Origin of the sequence: Streptomyces lateritius (assembly GCF_014649715.1) — a bacterium.
Lineage (GTDB): Bacteria > Actinomycetota > Actinomycetes > Streptomycetales > Streptomycetaceae > Streptomyces > Streptomyces lateritius.
On record NZ_BMTO01000007.1, the window covers coordinates 325,234 to 345,739 of the forward strand.

Here is a 20,506-nt window from a genome sequence, read left to right on the forward strand (position 1 = left end):
AGCCTGTTGGGAGCCGCAATGCGAGACATCCTCCTCCCGTCCGTCACACGCCGCAGAGGCGGAGTGCGGGCCGCGGTGGCCGCCGCCACCGCCCTGCTCGCCGCCCTGGCCACCTCCGTCGCCGCCCAGGAAGCGCGGGCGGACGCCCCAGCCGCCACCACCCGGTCCGGCGCGGAGCCATCCGGTCCCACCGCGGGCGCCAGGTGGTCGGACACCGCCCACGGCTTCGCCTCGCTCGCCGGTGGCACCACCGGGGGCGCCGGCGGAAAGGTCGTCACTGTCACCGACCAGGCGGCACTCAAGGCGTACGCGGGCGCCCCCGAGCCGTACATCATCCGGGTCGAGGGAACCATCGAGGTGGAACCGTTCGGCTCGGAGATCGACGTGACGTCCGACAAGACCATCGTCGGCATCGGCACCACGGGCGAGATCGTCCACGGGGAGCTGCATCTTGGCCCGGGGACCAGCAACGTGATCATCCGTAACCTCACCATCCGCGACTCGTACGTCGAGGGCGACTGGGACGGCAAGACGAGCGACTTCGACGCCATCCAGATGGACACGGTCGACCACGTCTGGATCGACCACAACCGTCTCACGCGCATGGGGGACGGCCTGATCGACCTGCGCAAGGACAGTCGGTACGTGACCGTCTCGTACAACCGGTTCGAGAACCACAACAAGGCGTTCGGCATCGGCTGGACGAGCAACGTGAAGACGCAGGTCACCATCGACCACAACTGGTTCGACGGCACCAAGCAGCGCAATCCCTCCGCGGACAACTGCGCCTACGCCCATCTCTACAACAACTACCTGTCGGCGCAGGTCGACGACGGCGACCCGGTCTGGACGTACGGGAACTACGCGCGCGGCAGGACCAGGATGGTCATCGAGAACAGTTACTACGACGGGATCCAGCACCCCTACCAGGCGGACGCGACCGCGGAGTTGGTCCAGCGCGGTTCCGTACTGAAGGGGACGACGGGCCGCCACGACACATGGGGCGCCGCCTTCGACCCACGGGCCTTCTACGCGTACCGCCTCGACCCGGCCTCCGCCGTCCCGGCGCTGGTCACGCGGTTCTCGGGGCCGCAGAAGACCATCGGCACGAACACCACCCTCGACGTCCCCGCCGACTACTCCACCGTGCAGGCGGCGGTCGACGCCGTGCCCGCGGGCAACGCCACGGAGATCACGATCCGCCTCGCCCCCGGAACGTACCGGGAGAAGGTACGCGTCGGCCGTGACCGCCACCACGTCACGCTCCTCGGCACCGGCCGGAGCCGTTCCGACACGCTCGTCGTCCACGACACGCCCGCCGGCGCGCCGAAGCCCGGGGGCGGCACCCAGGGCTCGTGGGGCAGCGCGACCGTCCTGGTCGAGGGGAACGACTTCACCGCCCGCAACCTGACCTTCTCCAACGACTTCGACGAGGCGGCCGTCGAGATCGCCGGAGAGCAGGCACTCGCCGTGAAGACCACCGGTGACCGGCTGGTCTTCGACGACACCGCCTTCCTCGGCAACCAGGACACGCTCATGGTGGACACCCCGCAGCTGACGACGCGCAGCCGCGTCTACGTCCACGACTCCTTCGTGGAGGGGGACGTCGACTTCATCTACGGCCGGGCCACGGCGGTCATCGAGGACTCCGTCATCAAGGCCCTCAGCCGTGGGTCCGACAGCAACAACGGTTACATCACCGCCGCCTCGACCTGGGCCGGCAACCCCTACGGCATCCTCATCAGCCGCTCGAAGGTCGTCAGCGACGCGCCGGCCGGGTCCTTCCACCTCGGCCGGCCGTGGCACCCGGGAGGCGAGCCGCGGGCCGTCGGCCAGGTCCTCGTCCGCGACACCGAACTCCCCGCCGCCGTCAAGGCGTCACCGTGGACGGACATGAGCGGCTTCTCCTGGCGGGACGCCCGCTTCGCCGAGTACCGCAACACCGGGCCGGGTGCGCTCCTCACCCCCGACCGCCCGCAGATGACCGCGACCGAGGCCGCCACCCACACCACGGCCCACTACCTCGCGGGCGACGACGGCTGGGCCCCACAGCGCTCCCGGTGAACCCGGCTTCCCGGCCCCCGGGCCCGCCCGTACCTTCGTACGGGCGGGCCCGGGGCATTCCGTCGTCACCCGCCGACGCGGGTCGCGACGGGCTGGGGGGTGAGCAGGAGGGCGCATCTCCGGCCGGCGCGGGCCGAGGGCGCCGTCAGTGCGTGGGAGGCGGCCGCGAGGGCGCCGGCGAGCGCGACAAGGGGCCAGTCGGCCGCCATGAGGGAGGCGACGGCGAGGGCGAGGGTGGCCAGTGCCATGGCCACGCTCGCGGTGGTACCTGCCCACGCGACGGCGAGCGGCAGGCGGTGCGGCAGTGGCAGGCGGCGGGCGAGGCCGCCCGTGGCGGCCAGCGCGGCGGCGGCGAAGAGGGCGGCGACGCCCGCGACGCCGGCCAGGTGCACGGCCAGCAGTTGGACGGTGCGCGGCCCCAGCGGCTCGACGCCCGACCCGGCCGGCAGGAGCAGGTACCAGCAGGCGACGAGGAAGGGCGCGGTGAGGACGACCGTACGGGCCGTGTGCCGGGCCTGGGCCACGGTCAGTTCCCGCTGGCAGGCGGGGGCAAGCTCCTCGGGGGTACCGAACTCCTCCACCGCGCGCCGCACGGCGTGGTCGTGGGGCAGCCCGTCCTCTCTGTAGGCAGCGGCCGTGTCGGCGAGGCCGTCGCGCATCTCCTCGATCATCCGCGCCTTGGTCCGGGACGGGCCGTGCAGGACTCCGGTCAACTCCGCGACGTACTCCTCGATGGGGTCGCCCGCCCGGCGGGAGGCGTTCACGTCGCGGGCCGGGGCTGGACGCCCGGGTTCAGGACCGAGCCGATCGCCGTCGTGAACTCCCGCCAGGCCGCCCGCTCGCCGGCGAGGCTGCTCCGTCCCGCGTCGGTGAGCGCGTAACAGCGCCGGCGGCGCTCGCCGACGGCGTCCCAGCTACTGGTCAGCAAACCCAGCCGCTCCAGCCTGTTGAGCGCCGGATAGATGGTGCCCGTCCTCAGGTCGAGCACACCTCCGCTGCGCTGCTGCACCGCGGCGATGATCGCGTACCCGTGCAGCGGCCCCTGTTCGAGCACGGCCAGCAACAGGCCGTCCAGGTGTCCTCGTACCGCGTCTGCCCTCATGAGTAGGCAGCCTACACATCGCCGCAGTAGGCGTGCTATCTATTGGCAGCCAACATATTAATGAGCGGCTGAAGGGGTTCACAGTGACGAAGCTGCTGCTGTCCATACACGTACTCGCGGCGATTCTGGTGGTCGGACCGATCGCCGTGGCCGCCTCCCTCTTCCCTCGGTACGGACGTCAGGCGGTCAACGCCGGCCCGGAACCGGATGCGCGGGTCGGCGGGATCGCCGCGCTCCTGCACCGGATCTGTCGCGGTTACGCCGTCGCGGGCGTGGCCGTTCCGGTCTTCGGGATCGCCACGGCCCTCCAGCTCGGGGTCCTCACCGACGCCTGGCTCCTCGCCTCGCTGGCGCTGACCGCCCTCGCGGCGGCCCTTCTGGCGCTGGCGATCCTGCCCGGCCAGCAGCACCTGCTCGCCCCTGCCGGCAGTGGCGGCGGCAGCGCCGGCAGCGGCGGCGGCGCGCCCGAGCCGACGGCGGCCCGCCTGAGCATGCTCACGGGCATCTTCAACCTGCTCTGGGCGATCGTCGTGGTTCTGATGATCGTCCGTCCCGGCTCCACCACGGGAGCGTGAGCGCGATGCGCACCCTGCACATCGCGGCGGGCGTCGAAGCCGCCTCCCTCGCGCTCCTGCCGGCCAACCTGCTCACCACGCACGCGGAGGTGATCTCGTCGCTCACCGGCCCCGTTCACGGTTCCGCCTATCTCGTCGTCATCGCGGTGACCTGGCAGCTCACCGGAGCCGCCCCGCTGGGTGCCCGCCGGCGGGCCGTCGTCCCGGGCGTCGGCGGACTGCTCGCCCTGAGGCGTCTCCGGGCGAGCCTTTCGGCACGAGCGTGACGGGCGAGCGGACCGCGGCGGGGCGCGTCGCCGTGGCCCGGCCTCGGGGCCGTGGGGCGCTCCATCGGGATTCCAATGGGTGGCATTGGATTCCTCATTGGAAACCTATGGCCGCGAGTCCTACCGTCGAAGACGTCGCCGCACGACGGTCCGGGTCGGTCCGGAGCGTCGGCGTTCACCGAACGGCGCGGCGCGCGACACGAAGACCGCCCGACGGCCCTGCGAACCCCACCCCGGAGTGATTCCATGTCGAAGATCCTTTTCGTGCTGACCGGCGCCGACCACTGGACCCTGGCCGACGGAACCAAGCACCCGACCGGCTTCTGGGCCGAGGAGGCCGTCGCCCCGTACGAGGCATTCAAAGAGGCGGGACACGAGATCGTCGTCGCCACCCCCGGCGGAGTCGTCCCCACCGTGGACCGGGGCAGCCTCGCACCGGAGGTCAACGGCGGCCAGGAAGGCGCCGACCGGATCGCCGCCGCGCTCGCCTCGATCACCGAACTCCGGCAGCCGATCGCGCTGGAGGAGGTGAACCTCGACGAGTACGCGGCCGTCTTCTACCCCGGTGGCCACGGGCCGATGGAGGACCTCGCGGTGGACGCCGCCTCCGGCCGCCTCCTGATCGAGGCCCTGAAGTCGGGCAAGCCGCTCGCCGTCGTCTGCCACGGACCCTCCGCGATGCTGGCCGCCACGAAGGAGGACGGCACCAACGCCTTCGCCGGCTACCGGGTGGCGGCCTTCACCAACGCCGAGGAGACCCAGGCCGGTCTCGCCGACAAGGCCGAGTGGCTGCTCGAGACCCGCCTGACCGAGGCCGGCGTGGACGTCCGGGTGGGCGAGCCGTGGGCCCCGAACGTCGTCGTCGACCGCAATCTCGTCACCGGCCAGAACCCGGCCTCATCCGCTCCGCTCGCGACCGAGGTCCTCAAGAAGCTGACCTGATGCCCTCCTATTAATGGAATTGAATACTCTCCGCGTTGCGTAGGATCGACGTGCCGCGCACGTCACCACGCCTCACGGAGGAGCAAGGCCCATGCACAGGCCCGCGCACGACGGCCCGTACACGCGTTACGTCGCCCTGGGCGACAGCCAGACGGAAGGCCTCGGGGACGGCGAGGACACCACAGGGCTTCGCGGGTTCGCCGATCGCCTGGCCGAGCGGATCGCGGAGACCAGCCCGGACCTCACCTATGCCAACCTCGGAGTGCGGGGCCGTCTCGCCGGGCAGGTCCGGGCGGAACAGCTCGCGCCCGCCCTCGCGCTCCGCCCGGACGTGGCCACGGTCGTCGCCGGCATGAACGACCTTCTGCGGCCGCGCTTCGACGCCGACGAGGTGGCCGGGCACCTGGAGGCGATGTTCGCCGCGCTCACGGCGCGGGGCGTGACGGTCGCGACCGTCACCTTCCCGGACGCCACGCGGATCGTCCCGCTCGCCCGGCCGGTCGGCTCCCGTGTCGCCGCGCTCAACGCGCGCATCCGGGAGGCCGCCGGCCTGCACGGCGTCCTCGTGGCCGACACCTTCCCGCACGCCGTCGTCACCGACTCCCGCCTGTGGAGCCCGGACCGGCTGCACGCGAGCCCGCTCGGTCACGCGCGCATCGCCGCCGCCCTCGCCCACGCGCTCGCCCTGCCCGGGAGCGGCGAGGAGTGGACCCACCCGCTCCCCGAGCGGCCGCACACCCCGTCGAACGCCCTGCGCGCGGTCCTCGCCGAGCTGCGTTGGACCGCCACCTTCCTCGGCCCGTGGATCGGCCGCCGCCTGCGCGGGCGCTCCTCGGGCGACGGTCGCACGGCCAAGCGCCCCGACATGCTGCCGCTCACGCTCCCGCCCACCGACCCGCCGGCCTCCCCTTAGGGGGTGGGCCCCGCCACCGCCTCCGCCGTGACGCGGTCGAACTGGGCGCCCATCGCCTCGGCCAGCGCCTGGGCGGCGGAGAGCGGTCGCACCATCACGGTGAAGTCGTCGATCTTCCCCTCCTCGTCGAAGTGGAGGAAGTCGCACCCTTGGATCCGCTTGCCGTCGACCGTGGCCGTGAAGAGGAAGGCATGGTCCCGGCCGTTCGCGTCGACGATCTCGCGCGTGTAGGCGAAGTCATCGAAGACGCGCAGGACACCTCGCAGGATCGCGGCGGTGAAGGCCTTTCCGCGGTACGGCTTGAACGCGACCGGACTGGTGAACAGCACGTCGTCGGCGAGCAGGGACTCCACGGCGGCCGCGTCACGCTCTTCGACGGCCTTGCGGAACGGGTGCATGAGACCGACCTCCATAGTCACCAAAGTTAATAGGTGCTTCGGAGGGTAGGGGTTCGCCGCTGTCACCGTCCACCCCTCGGGGAGGCCGGGAGACGACGAAAGGGGCGGTCCGCCCCGCCGTATCGGCGGGGCGGACCGCCCCTGCTTCCGTTCATGGAGGAGCGCCCGGTGCGACCCTCGGGCAGGTCGCGACCTCGTGGGTCAGGAGCGCCGGCTCTCGGGCTGCTCGGCGCGCTGCGCGTTCTTCTCCTTGATCCGCGCCGCCTCCTTGCGCACGTCGGCCTGGGTGGCTCGCTCCTTCTGGAGCCACTCGGGCTCCTCCTTCTTCAGCGCCTCGATCTGCTCCGTGGTGAGGGCGTCCGTGATGCCTCCCCGCGCGAGGCCGGAGATCGAGATGCCGAGCTTCGCCGCGATCACCGGGCGAGGGTGCGGGCCGTTGCGCCGCAGTTCGCGGAGCCACTCGGGCGGATCGGCCTGCAGGTTGTTCAGCTCGGTGCGCGAGACGACACCCTCCTGGAACTCGGCGGGGGTGGCCTCGAGGTACACACCCAGCTTCTTCGCCGCGGTCGCGGGCTTCATCGTCTGGGTGCTCTGGTGCGACGTCATGGTGTCAAGGGTATCGAGCGTGTGCACGACCCGTGACCACGACGGGTAACCTGGCGGAGTGACAGGCTCGGAAGTATCCCCTTCGTTCCGGCTCGCGTACGTCCCTGGAGTGACGCCCACGAAGTGGGTGCGGATCTGGAACGAGCGGCTGCCCGACGTCCCCCTGACCCTCGTCCAGGTGACCGCCGCCGAGGCGTTCGGCCTGTTGCGCGAGGGCGGCGCCGACGCGGGCTTCGTACGCCTCCCTGTCGACCGTACGGATCTCAGCGCGATCCCCCTGTACACGGAGACGACGGTGGTCGTGGTCCCGAAGGACCACGTCGTGGCGGCGGTCGAGGAGGTCGCGCCGGAGGATCTGGCCGACGAGATCGTGTTGCACCCCCTCGACGACACGCTCGACTGGGATCGGCCTCCGGGGCTTGCGGCGCTCGAGCGTCCGGCCACCACCGCGGACGCCATCGAACTGGTCGCGGCGGGCGTGGGCCTGCTCGTCGTCCCCCAGTCCCTCGCCCGGCTGCACCATCGCAAGGACCTCACCTACCGGCCGGTCACGGGCACGCCCGAGTCGCGGGTCGCTCTGTCCTGGCCGCAGGAGGAGACCACGGACCTGGTGGAGCAGTTCATCGGGATCGTGCGCGGCCGGACCGTGAACAGCACGCGGGGCCGCCCCGCGACACCTCCCCAGCCGAAGGGCAAGCGCCCGGACGCGGGCGCCAAGCAGGGCGGGAAAGCGGGCGGCAGGACGACGGGAAAGACCTCCCGGACCGGATCCGGCGGGTCCGCCGCCTCCAAGGGTGCCAAGCGAGCCAAGCCCGGCAAGCCGCGCCGTCGGCCGTAGCCCGCGGACCCGTGGCCGCGGCCCCGTGGGCCTCGTCCCGCACACGGGCCGGGGTGCGGCCGGTCTGCTCAGGTGGACGCGCGGCGGACCAGTTCCGTGGGCAGGATGACGGCGGCCGGTTCCTCTCCCGCTATGCGGGCGAGGAGCGTCCTGACCATCTCCGTGCTGATCCGGTCCCATGGCTGACGAATGGTGGTGAGCGGCGGGCGGGAGGACAGTGCGGCGGGCGAGTCGTCGAAGCCGCCCACGGCGATGTCCTCGGGCACCCGGCGCCCGGCCCGGTCGAGCGTGTCCAGCACCCCCTGGGCCATGAGGTCCGAGGCGACGAACACGGCGTCCATGTCCGGGGCGCTTTCGAGCAGGCGCGCCGCGGCCGACTCGCCGCCCGCCCTGCTGTAGTCGCCCTGGACGATCAGCGCCTCGTCCGCGGGCAGTCCGTACTCCGCGAGCGTCTCGCGGTAGCCGGCGAGACGCTCGACGCCGCCGGGGGTGTCGAGCGGACCCGTGACGGTGGCGATCCGGCGGCGGCCCGTCTCGTACAGATGGCGGACCATGTCCCGCGCTCCGTCGCGGTCGTCCGCCGCCACGTAGCCGATCTTGGCCGTCTGGCCGAGCGGCTTGCCGCAGGCGACGACCGGAACCCCGGCCTCGTGGAGCCGCGTCACGACGGGGTCGCCCGAGTGGCTGGAGACCAGGAGCACGCCGTCGACGTGCCCCGCCTCGATGTAGCGCAGGTTGCGCCGCCGCTCGTCCTCGGTGCCCGCGATCATCAGCAGCAGCGGGATGTCCTGCGCGGCGAGCGCCTGCGTACAGGCGCGCAGCAGCACGTTGAAGTTGGGGTCCTCGAAGAACCGCTCCTGGGGCTCCGTCAGCAGGAAGGCGACGGAGTCGGACTTGCCGGTGATCAGCGAGCGGGCGTGCCGGTTGACGACGTAACCCGTTCTGCGGATCGCCGCGTCGACGGCCGCCTTCGCGGTGGGGCTCACGTAGTGACCGCCGTTGAGGACCCGCGAGACCGTTCCGCGCGAGACCCCCGCCTCGCGCGCCACGTCGTGGATGGTCGCCGGGCGACGCCTGTTCGCTGCTGTGCTCATGCTCTGTTCCCCTGTTCCCCTGTGCTCAGGACTTTACGGCGCCGGAGAGCAGGTCGAGGCTCCAGAACCGCTGAATCACGAAGAAGAGGGCGATGAGCGGGACGATGGCGAGGAGGGCGCCGGTGATCACCAGGGTGTAGAGGGCGGGCTGCCCCGCGCCCTGCTTCAGCAGGGTGAACAGGCCGACGGTCATGGGGAACCTCTCGTCGTCGCCGAGCATGATGAACGGCAGCAGGAAGTTGTTCCATATGGCGACGAACTGGAAGAGGAAGATCGTCACCAGGCCGGGGGACATCATCGGGACGGCGATCCGCAGGAAGATGCGCAACTCGCCGGCGCCGTCCATCCGTCCGGCCTCGACCAGCTCCATGGGGATGGCGGCCTCGGCGTAGATCCGCCCGAGGTAGACCCCGTACGGGGAGAGGATCAGCGGCAGCAGGACGGACAGGTAGGTGTCCGTCATGCCGGCCTCGGCCATGAGCAGGTACTGCGGGATGGCGAGGATCACCGGGGGCATCAGGACGCCCGTCAGGATCGTGTCGAAGAAGGCCTCGCGCCCCCGGAAGCGGTAGACGGCGAGGGCGTAGCCGGCGAGGGCGGACACGACGGTGGAAAGGACGGCACCCAGGCCCGCGTAGAAGACGGAGTTGGCCATCCAGCGCCAGTAGATGCCGTCGCGGTACGCGGAGAGGTCGGCGAGGTTGTCACCGAAGCCGTCGCCGGGCAGGAAGGTGAAGGTGGAGAAGAGGTCGGCGCCCGACTTGGTGGAGGCGACGAGGACCCAGGCGATGGGCAGCAGGCAGTAGAGCGCGCCGAGCACGAGGGCCGCCGTCGGCAGCAGGGCGACGCGGCGGGTGGGCGGCGGGCCCTGGGAGGCTCCGGGGGTGGTGCCGGCCGCGGGTGCGGCCTTGCGCACCTGCGGCGGGGAGGCGAGCCCGCTCATCGGGTGGCTCCTTGCTTCGTACGGCGGTTGGAGGCCTTGAGCAGGCCGAAGGAGAGCAGGAAGGTCGCGAGGGCGAGGACCACGGCGGTGGCCGAGGCGGCGTGGATGTTCCCTCCGGTGAAGGCGTCGTTGTAGACCTTCATCAGGGGGCTCCAGGTGGTGGGGATGCCGTTGGTGAGCGGCCGGAGCGTGGTCGGCTCGTTGAAGACCTGGAGGGTGGCGATGACGGAGAAGAAGAAGGTGAGCACCAGCGAGGGCGCGACCATTGGGATCTTGATCCGCAGGGCGATCTGCAGCTGTGAGCAGCCGTCGAGCCGGGCCGCCTCGAAGACCTCGGCGGGCAGGGAGCGCAGCGAGGTGTAGATGACGATCATGTTGAAGCCGGTGCCGCCCCAGACGGCGATGTTGGACATCGCCAGGTAGAGCGGTCCGCCGTCCATCAGGTCCGGCTGCGGCAGCCCGAAGGCGTCGAGGAGGTAGAAGAAGGGGCTCACGTCCGGCAGGTACAGGAAGCCCCACATGAGGGCGGCGATGACGCCGGGGACGGCGTACGGCAGGAAGATCGCGAGCCGGGAGAAGGAGCGGGCGCGCACTCGTTCGGAGTCGAGCAGGAGCGCGAAGAGCAGGGCGAGGCCGAGCATGACAGGGACGACGATCATGCCGTAGCCGGCGATGCGCAGGGCGCTGGCGCCGAGTTCGGAGTCGCCGAGGGCGGCGGTGTAGTTCTCCAGGCCGGCCCAGACCTCGCTCCTGGCGCCCTTGCCCAGTCCGAGACCCTTGACCTCGATCTTGTGGAAACTGAGCCAGATCGCGTAGCCGATGGGCAGCGCGAAGAAGAGGGCGAAGAGGACGGCGGCCGGGAGAAGAAAGAGGTACGGCGCGCTGCGGGCTCGCTTCACGCCGGCGGTGCTCGTGGCTGCGGGCGACGGAGAGTTCGGGGGCGCGCTTCGCGCTCCCTCGTGGGCGGTGGTGGGCGACGGGTGGTCGTACGGGGCCGGCTCGGCCCCGTACGACCGGTGCACGCCCGTGGTGGGCTGCGTCACGGGGCGACCTCGAAGCCCTGCTTCTTCAGGTCCGCGACGGTGGCGGCCTGCATGGCGGTCAGGGCGTCGGCGAAACCTCCCTTGGACTTGACCTTGGCGGCCTTGCCGAACTCGTCCTTGAAGGAGGTGTAGGCGACGTTGACATTGGGGCCCCAGGCGGCGGGGGCGGTGGTCTTCGCGATCGCCGCGGCCCGCGCGTAGAAGTCGGGCTGGTTGGCGAAGAAGTCCGGGGCCTTGGCGAGGGCGCCGCCGGTCTGGGCGGCGGTTGCGGCCGGGTAGATGCCGGACTCCTTCACCAGCGCGGCGAGCGCCTCGGGGTCGGTGTTGAGCCAGGTGGCGAACTTCGCGGCCGCGGCCTTGTGCTTGGAGTCGGTGGTGACGGCGGTGGTGGAGCCGCCCCAGCTGCCGGTGGCCGGCTTGGCCGCGTCCCACTGGGGCAGGGGTGCGACGGCCCACTTGCCCTTGGTGTCGGGGGCGGCGGTGGTGAGGGTGCCGGGGGCCCAGACGGCGCTGACCCAGCCGATCTGCTGCCCGGTGTTGAGCGCCTTGTTCCAGGCGGGGGTGTACATCGGCTGGTTGTCGACGGCGCCCTCCTGGACGAGGCCGCCCCAGAAGTCGGCGACCTTCCGGGTGGCGGCGTCGTCGACGCCGACCTTCCACTTCTGGCCCTCGGTGGTCCACCACCGCGCGCCGGCCTGCTGGGCGAGGCCGGCGAAGAGACCGGCGTCGTTGGAGGAGAAGGTCGTCAGCGACTTACCGGGCGCCTTGGCCTTGAGGGCCTTCGCCGTGGCGGCGAACTCGTCCCAGGTGGTGGGCACCTTCAGCCCGTACTGCTGGAAGAGGTCGGTGCGGTAGTAGAACATCATCGGCCCGGAGTCCTGGGGCACGGCGTAGACGGCGTCGCTGCCGAGCGTGGTCTGCTGCCACAGGCCCGGGGTGAACTTGTCCTTGGCGCCGCCGACCTCCTCGGAGATGTCGGCGAGTGCGTCGTTGCTGACCAGCGTCGGCAGGGCCTGGAACTCGGCCTGCACGAGGTCGGGGGCCTGGTGGGCCTTGGAGGCGGTGATGATCTTCGTCACCAGGTCGTCGCCGGACGCCTGCTTCTGGACCGTGACCTTGATGTCCGGGTTCTTCTGGTTCCAGAGCGCCGCCACCTTGTCCATGTTGGGCGCCCAGGCCCAGTAGGTGAGCGAAACCGGGCCGGACTCGGCCTGGTCGCCGCCGTCGGACGAGCCGCAGGCGGTGAGCGTGGCCGCGCCCAGGGCGACGGCGGTGGCGACGGAGACAGCACGACGGTGACGCGAAACGATGGGCATGGAGCCTCTCCCCTGACGAGCGGCCTCCCTCGGTGGAAGGCCGGCCATGCATCTGTGAGCGTTCACAGTAGAGAAACGTTCCGGACACTTGTCAATGGTGGATCGTGTGCGGTTATGTTGCGTTGCCACATCGAGATCTGATGTGTGTACGTTCACAGATGTCGACGTTCTGACACTCAGGAGACACGCATGCGGGAGACCACTCCCAAGGGCCTGCACCGGCTCGCCTTCGGTGGGGACTACAACCCTGAACAGTGGCCGGAAAGTGTCTGGCAGGAGGACGTCCGGCTGATGCGCGAGGCCGGCGTCACCATGGTGAGCGTCGGGATCTTCTCCTGGGCCCTGCTCGAACCCGAGCCGGGCACGTACGACTTCGGATGGCTCGACCGGATCCTCGATCTGCTGCACGAGAACGACGTCCGCGTCGACCTGGGCACGCCCACGGTGGCCCCGCCCGCCTGGTTCTACCGCGCCCACCCCGAGGCGCTGCCGGTCAGCCGCGAGGGCGTGCGGTACTCCTACGGGTCCCGCGGGGCCATCTGCCACAGCTCACCCGCCTACCGCGAGGCCGCGGCGCGGATCACCACCCAGCTCGCCCGGCGGTACGCCACCCACCCGGCGCTCGCGCTCTGGCACGTGCACAACGAGTACGGCGTCCCGGTCAGCGCCTGTTACTGCGACACCTGCGCGGACGGCTTCCGCCGCTGGCTCGACGCCCGTCACGGCTCGGTGGAGGCCGTCAACGAGGCCTGGGGCACCGCCTTCTGGGGCCAGCACTACACCTCGTACGAGCAGATCGACCCGCCGCGCCTGACGCCCACCGTCGGCAACCCGGCCCAGCAGCTCGACTACCGCCGCTTCGCCGACGCCACCATGCGCGAGAACTTCCGCGCCGAGCGGGACGTCCTGCACCGGCTCTCCCCCGGCGTTCCGGTCACCACCAACTTCATGACCGCCCTCAGCCAGAGCGACTCCGTCGACTACTGGGCCTGGGGCCGCGAGGTCGATCTGGTGACCAACGACCACTATCTGATCACCGACGGCCGCCGCACCCACGTCAACCTCGCAATGGCCGCCGACCTCACCCGCTCCGTCGCCGGCGGCGCCCCCTGGCTGCTCCTCGAGCACTCCACGTCGGGCGTCAACTGGCAGCCGCGCAACCCCGCCAAGCGCCCCGGCGAGATGGCCCGCAACTCCCTCGCCCATGTGGCGCGCGGATCGGAGGGAGCCATGTTCTTCCAGTGGCGCCAGTCCCGGCGCGGGGCCGAGAAGTTCCACTCCTCGATGGTGCCGCACGCCGGGACCGACTCGCGGGTCTGGCGCGAGGTGGTCCGGCTCGGCGCCGACCTCGACTCGCTGGCCGGTCTGCGGGGCACCCGCACCGTCCCGGACGTGGCCATGGTGTGGGACTGGCACTCCTGGTGGGCCCAGAGCCTGGAGTGGCGCCCCACCGAGGACCACGAGGCGCGGGAGCGCGCCGACGCCTTCTACGAGACGCTCTACGACCGGCACCTGACCGTCGACTTCGCCCACCCCGAGGCGGACCTGTCGGCCTATCCCCTGGTCGTGGTCCCCGCGCTCTACCTCACCACCGAGGCCGCCGGGCGCAACCTGCGGGAGTACGTGGAGAACGGCGGCACCCTCGTGGTCTCGTACTTCTCCGGGATCGTCGACGAGCACGACGCCGTCCACCCGGGCGCGTACCCGGGCGCCCTGCGCGACGTCCTGGGGCTGACCGTGGAGGAGTGGTCCCCGCTCGGCGAGGGCGAGTCGGTACGGATCACCGGGCCGGACGGCGCGTCGCTGACCGGCGACGTCTGGACCGAGTTCGTCGTGGAGCGCGGGGCCCGGCCCGTGTGGACGTACGCCGACGGACCGGCGGCCGGCCGTCCCGCGGTCACCCGTCACCGCCTGGGCGAGGGCACCGCCTGGTACGTCTCCACCCGGCTCGACACGGCCTCGCTGGACGTGATCCTGAGCGCCGCCTGCGAGGACGCGGGCATCGAGCCGCGCGTGGAGCTGCCCCGCGACGTAGAGGTCGTCCGCCGCTCCGGCGACGGGGGCGACTTCCTCTTCGCGCTCAACCACACCGCGCACGACGTGAAGGTGCCGCTGGAGTCCCCCGGCACCGAACTCCTCGGCGGCGAGCACGCGGCCGGGCATCTCCCCGTCCCGGCGGGATCTGTTCGCGTCGTACGCCTCGACGCCTGACCTCCTCCCCCTACTCCCCGGGAGCGGCCGCCCCCGCAGCGACCGCTCCCGGGTGAACCGCACCATCCCGCACGGCCCGTTACGCCCCGGGGCGGCTTCGGCACACCGACGACCGCCCAGGCGCACGGCACCACCGAGCACCACCCGGGGCATCTCGGCACACCGCCGCCACCCCGGGCGAAAGGCACCACCGAGCACCACACTCCCCCCTCCCTCCACCGTCGAAGGGACATCGACAGTGCACGCCGTTCCCCGCACCACACGCACCTCACGCACTTCACGCGGTCCGTGGTCACTGCGAGCCGCGGCAGCCTCCGCGATCGCCGCTCTCTTCCTGACCGCACTGCCCTCGGCGCCGGCCGAAGCCGCCGCCACCCTCACCAACACCGGCTTCGAGTCGGGCGGCGCAGGCACGGCGACGCCGGCCGGCTGGTCGGCCTACTCGGCGAGCGGCCAGAACGCCGCTTCGTTCACCGAGTCCGGCGGCCGCAGCGGCGGTCACCGGCTGACCCACTGGTCCTCCTCCGCCTACAAGGTGGAGACGTACCAGCACCTGACCGGGCTGACGAACGGCACGTACACGCTCAGCGCCTGGGTGCGTTCGAGCGGCGGCCAGAACTCCGCCTTTCTCGCGCTGCGCAACTGCGGTTCGGCCGAACAGCGCACCGACCTGCCGCCCACCCCCAACGGCGCCTGGATACGTCTGGTCACCTCGATCGCGGTGACCGGCGGCCAGTGCACGGTGAGCATCAACTCCGATGCCAGGGCCGGGAACTGGATCAACGTCGACGACCTGGCGTTCGGCCCCGGGTCGACCGGTCTCCCGGTCCGGGGCGTCGACGTCTCCTCGCTGAGGAAGAGCCAGGACCTCGGCGGGACGTACCGCACCGCCGCCGGGGTCACGGGTGACCCGCTGGCGATCCTGAAGTCCGCGGGCGCCAACTACGGCCGTCTCAAGGTGTGGGTGAACCCGGCCGACGGCTACAACGACAAGGCCCGGGTGCTGGCTTCCGCGAAGCGCATCAAGGCCCAGGGCATGAAACTGCTCGTCGACTTCCACTACTCCGACACGTGGGCCGACCCGGGGGCCCAGACCAAGCCGGCCGCCTGGGCGGGGCACTCGTACGGTCAGCTCACGACGGACGTGTACCAGCACACGTACGACGTCCTGAACGCACTGAAGGCGCAGGGCACCACCGCCGACATGGTGCAGATCGGCAACGAGATCAACACCGGCATGCTGTGGCCAGAGGGCTCCACGAACAACTGGTCACAGCTGGCCGGGCTCCTGAAGTCGGGCGCTTCGGCCGCCAAGGCGGTGTCCTCCTCGACCCAGGTCGCCCTGCACCTGGCCCACGGCGGTGACAACAGCCTGTACCGCTGGTGGTTCGACAACGCCACCGCGCAGGGCGTGAGCTTCGACGTCATCGCCCTGTCTTTCTACGGCTACTGGCACGGCCCGCTGTCCGACCTGCAGGCCAATCTCGACGACATCTCCGCCCGGTACGGGAAGAAGGTGCTGGTCGCCGAGACGGCGTACGCCTTCCGGCTGGACAGCGAGGACGGCCACGAGAACATCATCGACACCTCGGCGGAGCTGATCTCGGGCTACCCGGCGAGTGCGGCCGGTCAGGCGGCCTGGCTGCGCGACGTGATGAACGTGGTCGAGGCCGTGCCGAACGGCCGCGGGCTCGGGGTCGTCTACTGGGAGCCCACCTGGACCGCCGTCCCCGGCAACGGATGGGATCCGGCGGATCCGTCGTCGGGCAACGGATGGGAGAACCAGGCGCTGTTCGACTACGACAGCAGGCTGCTACCGGCGGCGGGGTGGCTCGCCCACCGCTGATCGGTACGGTTGCGGCCCGTCGGTACGGTTGCGCACAGGCGGGGGCCGGCTCGTGAGGGGCCGGCCTCCGTCCGCGCTATCCCTGGCCTCTGCTCCGACCCCTGCCCGGAGTCTGGCTCCGGCTCTGACTCCGGCCGAGGGTGCCTTCCACCGCCGCGTAGGTGACGCCGTGGTCCGCCAAGGTCTCGGCGACGACGCCCGGGCGGGCCGTGAGGGCCAGCAGCAGGTGTTCGTCGCCGATCGACTTCTCGCGGCGGCCGAGGCAGACCCGCAGCGACTGCTCCAGCACCCCTTTGGCCTCGCGGGTGAACGGCCGTCGCCCCGAGCGCCGGGTCCGGTCCTCGCGGTCGTCCGCGAGGGCACCCGGGCCGTGCGCCTCCTCGACCCGCGCGACGATCTCCGTCACGTCGATGCCGAGCCCCGCCAGCGCGTCCGTGTCGGCCTTGGAGAGGCCGCCCCGGCGGCGGGCCGCCGCGAGCGCCTCCTCCAGCGATGCCCGCCGGTCCGTCGCCCCCAGGGCGCGCAGTGCGAAGGCCGCCTTCGTGCCCTCGGCGTCGAGCAGCGCCAGCAGCAGATGCTCCTCGGTGACCACCGGGGCGCCCTCGCGCTCGGCCACCGTCACGGCTCCGGTCACCACCGCCCGGGCGCCCTTCGTGAATCGTTCGAACATCAATGCCTCCCGTATTTCTTGTGGACGGCCTGGCGACTCACGCCCAGTTCGGCCGCGATCTCCTGCCACGACCAGCCCTGGGTACGAGCGCTGCGCACCTGGACGGCTTCCAGCTGTTCGAGGAGACGCCGCAGCGCGGAGACGGCGCGCAGTCCGACCCGTGGGTCGCGGTCGCCCGCCCGCTCGGCGAGATCGGTTGCATCGGTCATGATGTCAACCTACGTTGACACCCCCTCCTTGTCAACCTTGGTTGACAAGGAGGGGGTGTCAACGGCCCGCGGTCGGCGGTCAGCGGTCAGGAGGCCATCGGAACGCGCTGGAAGAGACGGCCCGCGAGGTCGACTCCGGCGACCGTCCCGTGCTCGTCGCGGGTGAAGTAGCCGCGCTGTCCCTTCAGGCCGCCGCTGGTGACGGGCGGCGCGGCGGGGTCACCGGGCGAGGTCGGCGGCCGGCCCCATGACCACGACGGGCTCCCGGTCCGGGCTCAGCGCGCGCAGCAGCTCGCGCATGTCGTCACGGGGAAGTGAGACGCACGCCTGCGTAGGGCCGCCGTGGTCGACGTGGATCCAGACGCCGCCGCCCTTCGCCAGGCCGAGGGGGCGGTTCTTGTCGAGGGGAGTCCGTCCCGGGACGCGGTTGTAGTCGATGGCGACCACGTAGTCGAAGGATCCCTCCAGGGGCTCGCCGAGGAAGCCGACGCCCGACGTGGCGAACTCCTCGTCCTGGTCATAGGGCAGCCGGGCGCCGGGGTCGGGCAGCCGGCCCCCCGCGTCGCCCAGTCCGAAGACGCCGGTCGGCGTGCGCAGGTCACCCGCCCTGTGGTCGGTCGTCCAGCCTCGGAGCGCGTTGTGCGCCGCCCAGGGTCCCGCGGCGCGGCGCCAGTGGCCCGTCGCGTCCTGCTCGTAGAGGATCGCCGTGGCCGTGTTGGAGTTCCGGTCGCCGCCCGTCACCACGAGCGCCTGCGTCGTGCCGTCCGGGATTCTCGTGCGGGTGAGCGGGCCGACGCCGGGGAGGGCGGCGGGGACGGGGACGGGCGCGGCCGACGCGGACGGGCCCGCGGCACCCGTGTTCTGGGCCGCGGGGCGTGGGCTCGGGCGCGGTGCGGGTTCCTCGGACGAGACGTTCATGTAACCGACGAGCGCGAGGGTCGCGCACACGGCGGCGGTCAGCACACGCGGGCCGGGGCGGCCCTTCCTGGCGGACATGGGACGGCATCCTCCGACGCTGGGGAAGGCAACGCGGCGATACGTACCCGATCCGTGTCCGACCCTGTCGGAGGATCCCCGCACTCACCCGACCGGGGCAGAGCCGGCGTGAGCGGGGCGGGCGTTCGGGGACGCGGCCGGAACGCCTGCCAGGAAGGCTCGTCGGCGGGCTTGCTCGGCGGCCGGGGCCTCGGTCACCAGCGCCGGTCGACCGTCCAGCCGTCGGTGTCGCCGTCCCACGCGCCTCGACGACGGGCCTGACCGGCGGTTCCTCGGCCCGTGCCGCGCCCAGGCCGGAAACTCCATGACGAGCGGTCAGCTGTCGACCGCGGTGATGGCGGCGGCCTCGGCGGGGGTCTCGTCGAGCTCCCAGGCGTGGCGCTTGAACTCCCGGACGAAGTCGGGGTGGTCCTCCCAATTGCGGGCGACACCGCGCAGGACGTCCCAGTTGTGTTCGAGGGCCTGGTCGATGATGTGGCGCAGCGCGGGGTCGGCCGCCGCCCGCTGATCGGCGAGCCCCTTGACCGCCGCGGCCGCCTTCACCGTGCCGAGGAGGGCCCGCAGGGCACGGGAGGTGTCGTCCATGCCGAATCCGTGGTCGCTGCCGTTCTCGGGGTCGAAGAGGGGGCGCAGCCGGGCCTCGATGAACGCGGTGATGCGCTCGAAGTGCTGGACGTCCATCGGGGTCTCCATCTCCGCCGCGCCGCCACGGGGCCCGGCCTGTCGGGTGCTTCGTCGTTCCGAGGGCGCGCGACCCGGGGTCGGCGCGACCCCTGTGATTATCCCGTGGCCGTCGTGGACGCCTCGTCCGGGTGCGGGCGCGCGCCGTCCGCGGAGGGCGGTGACGAGGGGAGCGGGGGCGTCGGGAGCGGCGGCGTCGGGAGCGGCGCGGCGCGCAGGCCGCGCCACAGGGCGTGCGCCGGGCTCGCGCCCTCCTCGCGGTCGGCGGGGACGTCCCAGACGTGGACCGTGGGGGCGGACGGGTCCGTGAGCGGGGCCCAGCCGGGGTCGCCGTGGGTCGCGAAGTCGGCCCACGCGCGGACCATCCGCCGCGAAAGGGCCCGGTCGTCCTCGTCGGCGGGGCCGCCGGTGAGGAAGTCGACGCCTTCGGCGTCGAGGGTGCCGAGGGCGAAGGGCACGTCGGCGGCGTGCCAGGCCCGCACGCGGCTGCCGTCGGGACGTCCGCGGCGGCGGTCGAAGCGGGAGAGGAAGACACGGCCGCCCTCACTGCCGTGGGCGTGGGCGTGGGCATGTGCTTCGGCGAGGCGGACGGTGTGGGTGGTGAACAGGGCGTCCCCGGCGAGCGCCAGGTAGACGTCGAGCACCGGCGCCCCCGGCATGTGCGCGCGGTACCGGGCGACAAGGTCCGGGGGCAGGCCGTAGTCGGCGGCGAACCGGGCGAGGCCCTCCTCCGTCGTCACGGGTGGCATGCTGCCGACCTCGTGCATCAGCCAGTACTCCTCGGTGGCGTGGCACACCAGGAGGTCGACCCGCCCGCCGCTGCCGGCCGCCAGGGCGTCGACCGGATCCTTCGGCAGCAGGGCGTCGTCGAGGACGGGGCCGTAGATGACGGTGTCGTAGTGCAGGGGACCCGAGGAGGGATCGGAGGCGTACCGCGCCACCACGCGGTCGGAGGCCTCGACGAGAGCCTGGGGTGTGGCCGAGAGCAGGCCCTCGGCGGTGGGCGCGACGCCGGCCTCGGCCGCCACCTGCTGCGCGAGGGCCGCGGCGAGGGCGGGCGGGAAGGTGGCGTCGGGCACGCTGTGCGCGACGGCGCGGCGGAAGAGGCCCTCGGCCCGCCCGGTGCTCATCAGGCAGGCGATCGAGCCACCGCCCGAGGACTGACCGGCGACCGTGACGTTGTCCGGGTCGCCACCGAACGCGGAGATGTTGTCACGCACCCACTCGAGGGCGGCGATCTGGTCGAGCAGCCCGCGGTTGTCGGGACGGCCGGGAACATGGCCGAACCCTTCGAAGCCGAGCCGGTAGTTGCACGTCACCACGGTGAGGCCGGCGCGGGCCAGCGCGGCACCGTCGTGGTCGGGCTGGGCCGAGGAGCCGAAGGTGTAGGCGCCTCCGTGGATCCAGAAGAGGACGGGCAGCGGCCCGGGCGCGTCCGCCGGGGACCAGACGTTGAGGGTGAGGACGTCCTCCTGGCCCGGCCGCCAGACCGGAGCGCCGGGCAGCTCGGCGGACTGCGGGGCGACCGGTCCGAAGCGCGTGCCGTCACGTACCCCGTCCCAGGCCTCTGCGGGCCGGGGCGCCTGGAAGCGTCCGGGGCCGAACGGCGGGGCGGCGTAGGGGATGCCCAGGGTGATCCGGAGTCCGTCGACGTTCCTGCCGCGTACCGTGCCCTGCTTCGTCGTGACGGTCTCGTCGGCGGCTGCCGTACCCACAGGCGGAACTCCCTCGTCTCGCCGTCGGCGTGTCCGGACGGCAGCGGCACAGGCTCGCACGGAAGCGGGGACGCGGCA

The 20,506-nt window shown here is 72.0% G+C and carries 21 protein-coding genes; 8 read left to right on the plus strand and 13 right to left on the minus strand.

The genetic code is table 11. The features are described 5' to 3' along the window. Positions 1-18 precede the first annotated feature (18 nt). The gene (locus tag IE136_RS16760; protein WP_158993116.1) at positions 19-2,064 is read left to right on the plus strand and encodes a pectinesterase family protein; all 2,046 of its coding nucleotides are present in this window, start codon (positions 19-21) and stop codon (positions 2,062-2,064) included. 65 nt (positions 2,065-2,129) lie between these two features. On the opposite strand, the gene IE136_RS16765 is transcribed toward IE136_RS16760, so the two are convergent. Beyond that, positions 2,130-2,828, minus strand: coding sequence for a permease prefix domain 1-containing protein (locus IE136_RS16765; protein WP_189600738.1), 699 nt, complete (start codon positions 2,826-2,828; stop codon positions 2,130-2,132). Continuing rightward, a complete protein-coding gene (locus IE136_RS16770) occupies positions 2,825-3,166 on the minus strand; it encodes a PadR family transcriptional regulator (protein WP_158993112.1) in 342 nt (113 codons plus the stop codon). Before IE136_RS16770 ends, IE136_RS16765 begins: the two co-directional genes overlap by 4 nt. Positions 3,167-3,249: 83 nt before the next feature. On the opposite strand from IE136_RS16770, the gene IE136_RS16775 reads away from it, so the two are divergent. The 4 genes from IE136_RS16775 (at position 3,250) to IE136_RS16790 (ending at position 5,862) form a co-directional block, all read left to right on the plus strand. After that, positions 3,250-3,741, plus strand: a complete 492-nt coding sequence (locus IE136_RS16775; RefSeq protein ID WP_189600739.1) for a hypothetical protein — start codon at positions 3,250-3,252, stop codon at positions 3,739-3,741. A gap of 5 nt (positions 3,742-3,746) precedes the next feature. After that, on the plus strand, positions 3,747-4,007 hold the full coding sequence (locus tag IE136_RS16780) for a hypothetical protein (protein ID WP_158995003.1): 261 nt from the start codon (positions 3,747-3,749) through the stop codon (positions 4,005-4,007). A 246-nt stretch (positions 4,008-4,253) separates the two neighbouring features. Then, positions 4,254-4,949, plus strand: a complete 696-nt coding sequence (locus IE136_RS16785) for a type 1 glutamine amidotransferase domain-containing protein (RefSeq protein WP_158993108.1) — start codon at positions 4,254-4,256, stop codon at positions 4,947-4,949. A gap of 91 nt (positions 4,950-5,040) precedes the next feature. Then, entirely contained in the window at positions 5,041-5,862 is an 822-nt protein-coding gene (locus IE136_RS16790; protein ID WP_158993106.1) for an SGNH/GDSL hydrolase family protein, read from the plus strand. Here IE136_RS16790 and IE136_RS16795 read toward each other — a convergent pair. Beyond that, the gene (locus tag IE136_RS16795) at positions 5,859-6,260 is read right to left on the minus strand and encodes a nuclear transport factor 2 family protein (protein ID WP_158993104.1); all 402 of its coding nucleotides are present in this window, start codon (positions 6,258-6,260) and stop codon (positions 5,859-5,861) included. The two genes, IE136_RS16790 and IE136_RS16795, sit on opposite strands and share 4 nt — an antisense overlap. Positions 6,261-6,461: 201 nt before the next feature. Beyond that, complete coding sequence (locus IE136_RS16800) at positions 6,462-6,866, minus strand: DUF5997 family protein (protein ID WP_158993102.1); 405 nt, start codon at positions 6,864-6,866, stop codon at positions 6,462-6,464. Between the two features lie 58 nt (positions 6,867-6,924). On the opposite strand from IE136_RS16800, the gene IE136_RS16805 reads away from it, so the two are divergent. Then, positions 6,925-7,704: a LysR substrate-binding domain-containing protein gene (locus tag IE136_RS16805; RefSeq protein ID WP_158993100.1), complete on the plus strand. Its 780-nt coding sequence runs from the start codon at positions 6,925-6,927 to the stop codon at positions 7,702-7,704. Positions 7,705-7,772: 68 nt separating this feature from the next. Here IE136_RS16805 and IE136_RS16810 read toward each other — a convergent pair whose 3' ends face one another. From IE136_RS16810 to IE136_RS16825, 4 genes are all read right to left on the minus strand, one after another. Further along, positions 7,773-8,798: a LacI family DNA-binding transcriptional regulator gene (locus tag IE136_RS16810; RefSeq protein WP_158993098.1), complete on the minus strand. Its 1,026-nt coding sequence runs from the start codon at positions 8,796-8,798 to the stop codon at positions 7,773-7,775. 25 nt (positions 8,799-8,823) lie between these two features. After that, complete coding sequence (locus tag IE136_RS16815; RefSeq protein WP_158993096.1) at positions 8,824-9,741, minus strand: carbohydrate ABC transporter permease; 918 nt, start codon at positions 9,739-9,741, stop codon at positions 8,824-8,826. Beyond that, positions 9,738-10,640 carry a carbohydrate ABC transporter permease gene (locus IE136_RS16820; protein ID WP_229818916.1) on the minus strand — a complete coding sequence of 301 codons (903 nt, stop codon included), beginning with the start codon at positions 10,638-10,640 and terminating at the stop codon, positions 9,738-9,740. The genes IE136_RS16815 and IE136_RS16820 overlap by 4 nt, the downstream gene beginning before the upstream one ends. 140 nt (positions 10,641-10,780) lie before the next feature. Further along, a complete protein-coding gene (locus IE136_RS16825) occupies positions 10,781-12,100 on the minus strand; it encodes an ABC transporter substrate-binding protein (RefSeq protein ID WP_158993094.1) in 1,320 nt (439 codons plus the stop codon). Positions 12,101-12,289: 189 nt separating this feature from the next. Between IE136_RS16825 and IE136_RS16830 the strand changes: the two genes are divergently transcribed. Continuing rightward, entirely contained in the window at positions 12,290-14,311 is a 2,022-nt protein-coding gene (locus tag IE136_RS16830) for a beta-galactosidase (protein ID WP_189600740.1), read from the plus strand. A gap of 295 nt (positions 14,312-14,606) precedes the next feature. Continuing rightward, positions 14,607-16,157 (plus strand): glycoside hydrolase family 53 protein, encoded by a 1,551-nt coding sequence (locus IE136_RS16835; RefSeq protein ID WP_158994999.1) that lies wholly within the window; start codon positions 14,607-14,609, stop codon positions 16,155-16,157. A 76-nt stretch (positions 16,158-16,233) separates the two neighbouring features. Here the strand turns inward: IE136_RS16835 and IE136_RS16840 are convergent, their stop codons facing one another. From IE136_RS16840 to IE136_RS16860, 5 genes are all read right to left on the minus strand, one after another. Then, positions 16,234-16,827 carry a Clp protease N-terminal domain-containing protein gene (locus tag IE136_RS16840; protein ID WP_189600741.1) on the minus strand — a complete coding sequence of 198 codons (594 nt, stop codon included), beginning with the start codon at positions 16,825-16,827 and terminating at the stop codon, positions 16,234-16,236. After that, entirely contained in the window at positions 16,827-17,036 is a 210-nt protein-coding gene (locus IE136_RS16845) for a helix-turn-helix domain-containing protein (RefSeq protein WP_158993088.1), read from the minus strand. Before IE136_RS16845 ends, IE136_RS16840 begins: the two co-directional genes overlap by 1 nt. A gap of 219 nt (positions 17,037-17,255) precedes the next feature. Next, positions 17,256-18,032: a hypothetical protein gene (locus IE136_RS16850; RefSeq protein ID WP_158993086.1), complete on the minus strand. Its 777-nt coding sequence runs from the start codon at positions 18,030-18,032 to the stop codon at positions 17,256-17,258. A gap of 315 nt (positions 18,033-18,347) precedes the next feature. Next, complete coding sequence (locus tag IE136_RS16855; RefSeq protein ID WP_158993084.1) at positions 18,348-18,713, minus strand: hypothetical protein; 366 nt, start codon at positions 18,711-18,713, stop codon at positions 18,348-18,350. Positions 18,714-18,811: 98 nt separating this feature from the next. Continuing rightward, positions 18,812-20,428 (minus strand): carboxylesterase/lipase family protein, encoded by a 1,617-nt coding sequence (locus IE136_RS16860; RefSeq protein ID WP_189600743.1) that lies wholly within the window; start codon positions 20,426-20,428, stop codon positions 18,812-18,814. Between the last annotated feature and the right edge of the window lie 78 nt (positions 20,429-20,506).

Coding starts and splice junctions, on each gene's coding strand:
- IE136_RS16800 (WP_158993102.1), bottom strand. CDS start 6,866: ATGACGTCGCACCAGAGCACCCAGACGATGAAGCCCGCGACCGCGGCG.
- IE136_RS16840 (WP_189600741.1), bottom strand. CDS start 16,827: ATGTTCGAACGATTCACGAAGGGCGCCCGGGCGGTGGTGACCGGAGCC.
- IE136_RS16830 (WP_189600740.1), top strand. CDS start 12,290: ATGCGGGAGACCACTCCCAAGGGCCTGCACCGGCTCGCCTTCGGTGGG.
- IE136_RS16845 (WP_158993088.1), bottom strand. CDS start 17,036: ATGACCGATGCAACCGATCTCGCCGAGCGGGCGGGCGACCGCGACCCA.
- IE136_RS16785 (WP_158993108.1), top strand. CDS start 4,254: ATGTCGAAGATCCTTTTCGTGCTGACCGGCGCCGACCACTGGACCCTG.
- IE136_RS16790 (WP_158993106.1), top strand. CDS start 5,041: ATGCACAGGCCCGCGCACGACGGCCCGTACACGCGTTACGTCGCCCTG.
- IE136_RS16770 (WP_158993112.1), bottom strand. CDS start 3,166: ATGAGGGCAGACGCGGTACGAGGACACCTGGACGGCCTGTTGCTGGCC.
- IE136_RS16810 (WP_158993098.1), bottom strand. CDS start 8,798: ATGAGCACAGCAGCGAACAGGCGTCGCCCGGCGACCATCCACGACGTG.
- IE136_RS16795 (WP_158993104.1), bottom strand. CDS start 6,260: ATGCACCCGTTCCGCAAGGCCGTCGAAGAGCGTGACGCGGCCGCCGTG.
- IE136_RS16825 (WP_158993094.1), bottom strand. CDS start 12,100: ATGCCCATCGTTTCGCGTCACCGTCGTGCTGTCTCCGTCGCCACCGCC.
- IE136_RS16850 (WP_158993086.1), bottom strand. CDS start 18,032: ATGTCCGCCAGGAAGGGCCGCCCCGGCCCGCGTGTGCTGACCGCCGCC.
- IE136_RS16815 (WP_158993096.1), bottom strand. CDS start 9,741: ATGAGCGGGCTCGCCTCCCCGCCGCAGGTGCGCAAGGCCGCACCCGCG.
- IE136_RS16780 (WP_158995003.1), top strand. CDS start 3,747: ATGCGCACCCTGCACATCGCGGCGGGCGTCGAAGCCGCCTCCCTCGCG.
- IE136_RS16760 (WP_158993116.1), top strand. CDS start 19: ATGCGAGACATCCTCCTCCCGTCCGTCACACGCCGCAGAGGCGGAGTG.
- IE136_RS16855 (WP_158993084.1), bottom strand. CDS start 18,713: ATGGACGTCCAGCACTTCGAGCGCATCACCGCGTTCATCGAGGCCCGG.